Origin of the sequence: Streptomyces sp. RP5T (assembly GCF_003933965.1) — a bacterium.
Taxonomy (GTDB): domain Bacteria; phylum Actinomycetota; class Actinomycetes; order Streptomycetales; family Streptomycetaceae; genus Streptomyces.
Map to the genome: position 1 here is coordinate 43,917 of NZ_RSAJ01000003.1, position 7,618 is coordinate 51,534.

5 protein-coding genes are annotated in these 7,618 nt (G+C 73.8%); 3 read left to right on the forward strand and 2 right to left on the reverse strand.

Going from position 1 to position 7,618, the window contains the following annotated elements; genetic code table 11:
* Positions 1 to 154 precede the first annotated feature (154 nt).
* Together EHS43_RS00680 and EHS43_RS00685 are read left to right on the forward strand one after the other, a co-directional pair.
* Positions 155 to 2,263 carry a xanthine dehydrogenase family protein molybdopterin-binding subunit gene (locus tag EHS43_RS00680; RefSeq protein WP_125188407.1) on the forward strand — a complete coding sequence of 703 codons (2,109 nt, stop codon included), beginning with the start codon at positions 155 to 157 and terminating at the stop codon, positions 2,261 to 2,263.
* A gap of 22 nt (positions 2,264 to 2,285) precedes the next feature.
* The gene (locus EHS43_RS00685) at positions 2,286 to 2,741 is read left to right on the forward strand and encodes a (2Fe-2S)-binding protein (protein ID WP_125188395.1); all 456 of its coding nucleotides are present in this window, start codon (positions 2,286 to 2,288) and stop codon (positions 2,739 to 2,741) included.
* Between the two features lie 175 nt (positions 2,742 to 2,916).
* On the opposite strand, the gene EHS43_RS00690 is transcribed toward EHS43_RS00685, so the two are convergent.
* On the reverse strand, positions 2,917 to 5,376 hold the full coding sequence (locus EHS43_RS00690; protein WP_260470326.1) for a SpoIIE family protein phosphatase: 2,460 nt from the start codon (positions 5,374 to 5,376) through the stop codon (positions 2,917 to 2,919).
* A gap of 141 nt (positions 5,377 to 5,517) precedes the next feature.
* Here EHS43_RS00690 and EHS43_RS00695 point away from each other — a divergent pair, with 141 nt between their 5' ends.
* A complete protein-coding gene (locus tag EHS43_RS00695; RefSeq protein ID WP_125188399.1) occupies positions 5,518 to 6,981 on the forward strand; it encodes an aldehyde dehydrogenase family protein in 1,464 nt (487 codons plus the stop codon).
* Between the two features lie 270 nt (positions 6,982 to 7,251).
* Here the strand turns inward: EHS43_RS00695 and EHS43_RS00700 are convergent.
* A partial coding sequence (locus tag EHS43_RS00700) for a LysR substrate-binding domain-containing protein (RefSeq protein ID WP_260470327.1) occupies positions 7,252 to 7,618 on the reverse strand: 367 nt, incomplete at its 5' end.

Sequence of the window (7,618 nt, forward strand, 5' to 3'; positions counted from 1 at the left end):
GGCACAGCCGCCTGCCGGATGGTTCCGGAACTCGTCCAGGCAGCTCGGTTCCCGCAGACAACCTCGAAGAGCGCTGCTCCCTCATACCAGTCGAACCACCGGGACACCCGGAGAGGAGCGTCCATTGGCCCGTCAGTGGTCCCGCAGGAAGTTCGTGGTCTACTCGCTCGCGGCGTCCACGCTGACCGTTGCCGCGCCGCTCGGCTGTGACGCGGCGCCGGCGGAGGGCGCCGAGCCCACCGCGGCCACGCCGCGCCGGCCGTCCGGCGTCCTGGTGACCGGCGCCGACGAGGAGATGCTGGTCCTGGAGATCACCGAGGCCAACAAGGTCGTCGTACGGCTGCCCCGCGTCGAGGTCGGTCAGGGCGTCACCACCGCCGTCGCCATGATGATCGCCGAGGAACTGGACGCCCGGCTCGCCGACGTCGACATCCCGCTCGCCGACGCCCGGGCCAAGGGCAACCAGTTCACGGGCGGTTCGAGTTCGGTGAGTTCGCTGTACGGTCCGGCCCGTGAGCTGGCCGCCCTGGCGCGTGCCAAGCTGGTGACCGCGGCGGCCAGGCGCTGGCGCCTTCCCGCGCGGTTCCTGCGCACCCACAGCACGAGGGTGATCGCACCGGACGGGCGTTCGGCCACCTTCGGGTCGCTGACCGCGAGCGCCGCCCGGGTCACCCGGCCGGCCGTGTCGAGCAGACCCAAGCCCGCGTCCCGGCACCGGGTGATCGGGCGGCCGACGACCCGGATCGACGCCCGGGACATCGTCACCGGCAGGGCCACGTACGCCGGGGACCTGACGGTGGCCGGGGCGAAGCCGACCGTGGTGGCCCGGCCGCCGACGCTCGGCGGGAAGCTCGTCTCCGTCGACTCCCGGGCCGCACGCGCGATGCCCGGCGTCCACGCCGTCGTCAGGGTCGCCGGTGGGGTCGCCGTGGTGGCCGAGTCCTTCCACCACGCCTTCAAGGCGAGGGACGCCCTGCGGATCACCTGGGCGCCGGGCCCGCTCGTCTCGCTCTCCGATGCCGCGATCCGCTCGCGGCTGCGGGCCGCCGTCCCACGGCTCGACAGCCCGCCGCGCGGATCGGCGCAGACGGAGGGCGAGTTCGAGTTCGCCTTCGTCAGCCACGCGCCCATGGAGGTGCTGACCGCGGTGGCGGACGTTCGTGCGGGCCACGCCGAGATCTGGTTCTCCTCCCAGTCGCCGATGGACGCGCGGGAGAGCATCGCCTCGGCGGTCGGGCTGCCCGCTTCGAAGGTGAAGGTGCACGTCGTACGAGGCGGCGGCTCCTTCGGCCGGCGGCTGAACCACGACGCCGCGATCGAGGCCGCCCTCATCTCCAAGGCGGCGCGCAGGCCGGTCAAGCTGATGTGGAGCCGCGCCGACGACATCCGGCACGGCCGGATGCGCCCGGCCAGCCACCACCGGATCCGGGCCAGCCACGCTCGGGGCAGGGTGGTGGCGTTCGCCCACGCGGTGGCCTCGGTGAGCGAGTCGTACGAAGCGCAGGGCGTTTCCGCTCAGGGGCACGTCGGTCACGCGGTGACGCCGGCCGCCGGACCTGCCGCCGGCCCACTGCCCAGCGACAGCGGCCTGTACAACTTCGGCCGGGTGTCCGGGAACACGGGATCGGTCGAGCTGGCGATCCCCCTCGGCGCCTGGCGGTCGGTGGACTCGGGGACGATGCGGACCGCGGAGGAGATCGTCGTCGACGAGGTCGCGAGAAGCCTGGGGAAGGACCCGGTCGCCTTCCGGCGCGGCACACTCAGGAACAAGGCCGTCAAAGCCGTGCTCGACAAGGTCGCGGACGCCGGTGACTGGGGCCGGACCCTGCCGCAGGGCCAGGCACAGGGCGTCGCCGTCCACGAGGAGTACGGCTCCTGTGTGGCCTGCCTGGTCGAGATCGACGCCACCGACCCGATGGACCCTCGGGTGACCAGGGTGGTGATGGCGGCCGACGTCGGAACGGCCGTCAACCCGCGCGGGCTCGAGGCCCAGCTCATGGGCACCGCGATCGACGGCATCTCCACCGTCCTGCGGGCCGGTCTGCACATCGACCGGGGCGCCGTCCGCGAGAGCAGCTACGCCGACTTCCACTACGCCCGCCAGCGGCACGCTCCGCTGCGTTTCGAGGCACACATCATGCCCTCCCGGCGGGAACCGGGCGGGGCGGGTGAACTCGGCGTCCCGGCCGCGGCCGGCGCCGTGGCCAACGCCTATGCGCGGGCGACCGGTTCCAGGCCCCGCCGCTTCCCGCTCGACTTCTGACCCGTCCTCCGAGAAGGTGCCGATGCCGTCCTACTCCTTCCTCCTCAACGGGAAGCCGGTCACCGTCGAGGCCCCGTCCGACATGCCGGTACTGTGGGTCCTGCGGGACATGCTGAACGTCACGGGACCCAAGTACGGCTGCGGTGTGGGCGTCTGCCGTGCCTGTACGAGCCATCTCGACGGCGAGGAGATCCAGCCCTGTGTCGTGCGGGTCGCGGACTGCGCGGACCGCGAGGTCACCACGATCGAGGGCCTGGCCGACGGCGACAGGCTGCACCCCGTGCAGCAGGCATGGCTCGACAGGGATGTCGCGCAGTGCGGCTTCTGCCAGCCGGGCCAGATCATGGCCGCGGTGGCTCTGCTGAAGAAGACGCCCCACCCGACGGACGCCGACATCGACGCCATCGAGAACGTCTGCCGCTGCGGTACCTACTCCCGGATCCGCGAAGCGATCAAGAAGGCGGCGGCGAACGGCTGACGGTCGGCCGTGCAGGTCAGGGCGTCGGCGAGTGGGGGCCCGGACCCATGGCTGCGGGGCGGGCACAGTGCCGGGGCGGTGAGCGCGTCGAGTGGCCCGGCCGCGGCCGGGCGGACCGAACGCAGGACCTGCAGTTCGGTGAGGTCGCGGAGAAGCGGCGGGACCGCGGCATCGATCAGTCCGTCTTCGGCGTCGGAGAAGAAGACGGGGAGAGGGCCTGCTCGGCCCAGATCGTCTTGCCGGTGAGCGTGTGGCGGGTGCCCCAACCCTGGGTGAGCTGGGCGACCAGGAGCAGGCCGCGGCCGCCCTCGTCGAAGGTGCGAGCGCGGCGCAGGTGGGGGCTGGTGCTGCTGGCGTCCGAGACCTCGCAGATGAGGTTGCGGTCGCGGATGAGCCGGAGCTGGATGGGGGCGCCGCCGTAGCGGATGGCGTTGGTGACGAGTTCGCTGACGACCAGTTCGGTGACGAAGGCGGCCTCGTCCAGGCCCCAGGCGGAAAGCTGACGGATGGCCTTCTTGCGGGTCTCGGCGACCGCCGCGGGATCGGGCGGTACGTCCCAGGTGGCGACGTGGGTCGCGTCCAGGGCGCGGGTGCGGGCCATCAGCAGCGCCACGTCGTCGTCGGGCTGGTCCGGGAGAAGCGTCCGCAGCACGGTGTCGCAGGTGCTCTCCAGGGACGCGGCGGGCCGGGACAGGACCCCGCGCAGGGCGGCGAGGCCGTCGTCGACGTCACGGCCGCGGGCCTCGATGAGGCCGTCGGTGTACAGCGCGAGGACGGTGCCTTCGGGCAGCTCCATCTCGGTGACCTCGAAGGGCAGGCCGCCCAGCCCCAGCGGAGGGCCCGCGGGGACGTCGGGGAACACCACGGTGCCGTCCGGCATCGCCACCGCGGGGACGGGGTGGCCCGCGCGCGCCATCGCGCACCGCCGGGAGACCGGGTCGTAGACGGCGTACAGGCAGGTCGCGCCGGTGTCGCCGGCGGTGCCGGCCGTGCTCTCGGCCTCCGCGGACAGGCGGATGACCATGTCGTCCAGGTGGGTCAGCAGTTCGTCCGGCGGGAGGTCGACATCGGCAAGGGTGCGTACGGCCGTGCGCAGTCGGCCCATGGCGGCCGACGCCTGGACGCCGTGGCCGACGACGTCGCCGACGACGAGCGCGACCCGGGCGCCGGACAGCGGGATGACGTCGAACCAGTCGCCGCCGACGCCGGCCTGCGTACTGGCGGGGAGGTAGCGGGAGGCCACGTCGACGGCGGCCTGCGGGGGCAGCCCTCTCGGCAGGAGACTGCTCTGCAGGGTCAGGGACGTACGGCGCTCGCGGGTGTAGCGGCGGGCGTTGTCGATGCACACGGCGGCCCTGGCGGTGATCTCCTCGCCCAGGAGCAGGTCGTCCTGCTCGAAGGGCTCCGGGCGCCGGTGGCGGGAGAAGGTGGCCACGCCGAGGGTGATGCCGCGGGCGCGCATCGGCACGGCCAGCACGGAGTGGAACCCGTAGCGGCGCATCCGCTCGGCCCGGGCCGGGGTCTGGCTCGCCACCTGGTCCAGCGCGGAAGCGGTCATGTTCTCGATCAGCGGCCGGCCGGCGGTCAGACACCTGGCCGCGGTCGACTCATCCGGGTAGGCGGCCACCGTCCCGCGCCCGACCACGACCTCGGGGCAGCCCTCCAGCACGGACTGGTAGGCCACGCGGCGCAGCATGACGGGGCTCGGGGGCGAGCCGGCGCGCGGATCGTCGCCGCCTTCGATGGCGGGAAGCAGGTCGACGGTGACGAAGTCCGCGAGCTGGGGGATCGCCACGTCGGCGAGTTCCTGCGCGGTCCGGGCGAGGTCCAGGGTGCTGCCGATGCGGATGCTGGCCTCGTTGAGCAGGGCGAGGCGCTGTTTGGCCAGGTGCTCCTCGGTGATGTCGTGCGCGGACAGGAGCACTCCGCGTATCTCGCCCCCGGCGTCCCGCACGGGGGTGAGCGAGGTCGTCCAGACGGTCTCGCCCTCGTGGCCCGCCAGGTGCAGGATCTGCTGCAGATGCTGCTGTTCGCCGGTCTCCAGCGCCCGCCGCATGCACTGTTCCGTCCGGTCGCTCTCCGGGTCGACCACGATCTCCGACACGCGCAGCCCCTGCATCGCCGCCTCGGGCAGGCCGATCACCCGCTCCATGTCGGCGTTCGCCCGCCGCAGCCGCAGGCCGGTGTCGTAGAGCGCCGTCGTGACCGGGGAGCGGGTGAACGCCCACATCACCAGCGTGTCGTCCTGGAGCGGGGGAGCCGACCGGATCAGCGGGGAGAGCAGGAGCCACTCGCCGCCTCCCGCGTCCTCGCCGTCGAGCTCCCGGCGGTGGGCCAGCAGGTTCACGGCGAGGTGGTGGCCGTCCCGGTGCCGGAGGGTCGCCGTCCCGCTCCACCTCGGCAGCGTCCTCAGGGAGCGAAGCATCTCGACGGGCGGCTCCCTGGCGAGCAGCGATGCCGCGGGCCTGCCGACGACTTCCGCGGCCCGGTAGCCGAGCAGCCGCCGTGCTCCCTCGCTCCATCCGGTCACGATGCCGTGCGCGTCCACGCGGGCTCCGGCCGTGGCCGACTCGTCGACGGGGTCGCCCGGCCGCCGCGCGGCCCGGTCGTCGCCGCCGGTTCTGGAGCTGGTCATCGCGTTCATCCGCCCTCGCTTCGGTCTCTCCACCGTGCGTCCCGGCCCGGCGACGAGCAACCGATGAGAGGCAGTCGGACATATATCCTCATCAAGGGCATATAGCGAAGTATCCATGCATCGGGGCTGGAGGGTCGTGCCATGACTGTCGCCGGTGAGGAGACGTGGCCGGACGCGGCCGAATGGGCCGGGAAGATCTACAGCGGCGGCTGGCGGCAGCCCGGGGGCGGGGTCCAGCAGGTGCACGAACCCGCCACGGGGGAGCGGCTGGGCGAGGTGGGTGTGGCGGCGCCCGCGGATGTCGCCCGGGCCGGTGCCATGGCCGCCGGAGCGCAGCGGGCCTGGGCCGAGCGGGCCCCGCGGGAGCGTGCAGAGGTCCTGCTCCGCGCGGCTCAAGCGCTGCGCGAGCACCGCGGGGCGATGCGCGAGTGGATCGTCAGGGAGTCCGGGGGCGTCCCGGCGAAGGGGGACTACGAGATCGAGGCCGGGCTCGCCCAGCTGGCGCAGGCCGCCGGACTCGCGTCGCTGCCCCTCGGCGAGATCCTCAGCCCGCCGGCACCCGGCCAGACCAGTTACGCATGGCGGGTACCGCTGGGCGTGGTCGGTGTCGTCAACCCCTGGAACGCCCCCCTGCTGTTCGCCATGCGGGCCCTGGCACCTGCGCTGGTGCTGGGCAACGCCGTTCTGCTCAAGCCCGATCCGCACACGCCGGTGTCCGGCGGGGTCGTCGTGGCGCGGCTGTTCGAGGAGGCCGGACTGCCCGAGGGGCTGCTCCACGTGCTGCCCGGAGGCCCCGGCGCCGGTGAGGCGGTCGTGGCCGATCCCCACGTCGCCATGGTCGTGTTCACCGGCTCCACCCGGGCGGGGCGTGCGGTCGCCCGCGCCGCGGGCGACGGGCTCAAGCGGGTGGCCCTGGAGCTGGGCGGCAAGAACTCGATCATCGTGCTCGACGACGCGGACATCGACTCCGCCGCGGCGGCCGGGGCGATGAGTTCCTTCGGCTACCAGGGGCAGGCCTGCGTCGCCGCCGGACGTCATCTGGTGCACGCCGACCTCGTGGAGCCGTACACCGAGGCGCTGCTCGGGCAGGCGGAGGCGCTGCGGGTCGGAGACCCCCGCGAGGAGGGGGTGGCCCTCGGGCCCGTGATCAGCGAGCGCCAGGCCGCGAGGATCGAACGCATCGTGGACGAGAGCGTGGCGGCCGGGGCGCGGGTGCTGACGGGCGGGCGCCGTGACGGGCTGTTCTACCCGCCCACCGTTCTGGACCAGGTCGCGCGGACCATGCCCGCCTTCACCGAGGAGATCTTCGGGCCCGTCGCCCCGGTCGTGGCGTTCCGCACCGACGAGGAGGCCGTCGCGATCGCGAACGACACCGAGTACGGCCTGGCGGCGGCCGTGCACTCCCGTTCGGTGGCGCGGGCCGCGGCCGTCGCCGAGCGGTTGCGCACCGGCATGGTGCACCTCAACGACGTCTCCGCCAAGGACGCCGCGAACGCCCCGTTCGGCGGGATGGGCGCATCGGGCAACGGCTCCCGCATCGGCGGCACCGCCAACCTGGAGCAGTTCACCCAGTGGCGCTGGATGACGGTCCCGGGCTCCGCGTGACCGGGCCGTCGGCCTCGTGATCACCGCGGCGAGTGCCCGTGTGACCTGGGTCGCGCACCTGTCCGGCCGGGCCGCGCGACCGGAGGATGCGGGTGCGGGACGCGGGTGTCCGGCAGGGGCACCCGGGGTGTGTCGGGTGCCGGATCGCGGGATGGCGCGGCGCGGAGCGGGAGGGCAGGGCGCGGACCGCGACGACACCGGAACCGGCGCGATCGACGCGCTCGGCGAGCAGCGGCGGCCCGGCATCCCCGGCCGCCGGACCGCGGTGCCTCAGCGGGCCGTGGCCACCGCCGCGCTGTCGCGCAGGAAGTCCGCGAAGGCCTCGGCGGCCGGGGTCAGCGCATGGTCGCTCATGCGAACCAGGAGGATGCGGCGCACCGGGGCGGGGGGCAGGAGCGGCAGGACGCCTACGCCTCCCCGGATGCCCTCCAGGGCCAGCGTGGGGGCGAGGGCGACGCCGATGCCGGCGGCGACCATGGCCTGGGCCTCCTGGTAGTCGTGGGCCTCGTAGGCGATCTGCGGCTCGAAACCGGCCGCGCGGCAGCTGCGGGTGAGGGCCTCCGCCACCGGGTGGTGGTCGGCGCGGGTGATCCACGGGTCGTCGGTGACAGCGGCGAGGGCGGCCGAGGGGCGGTCG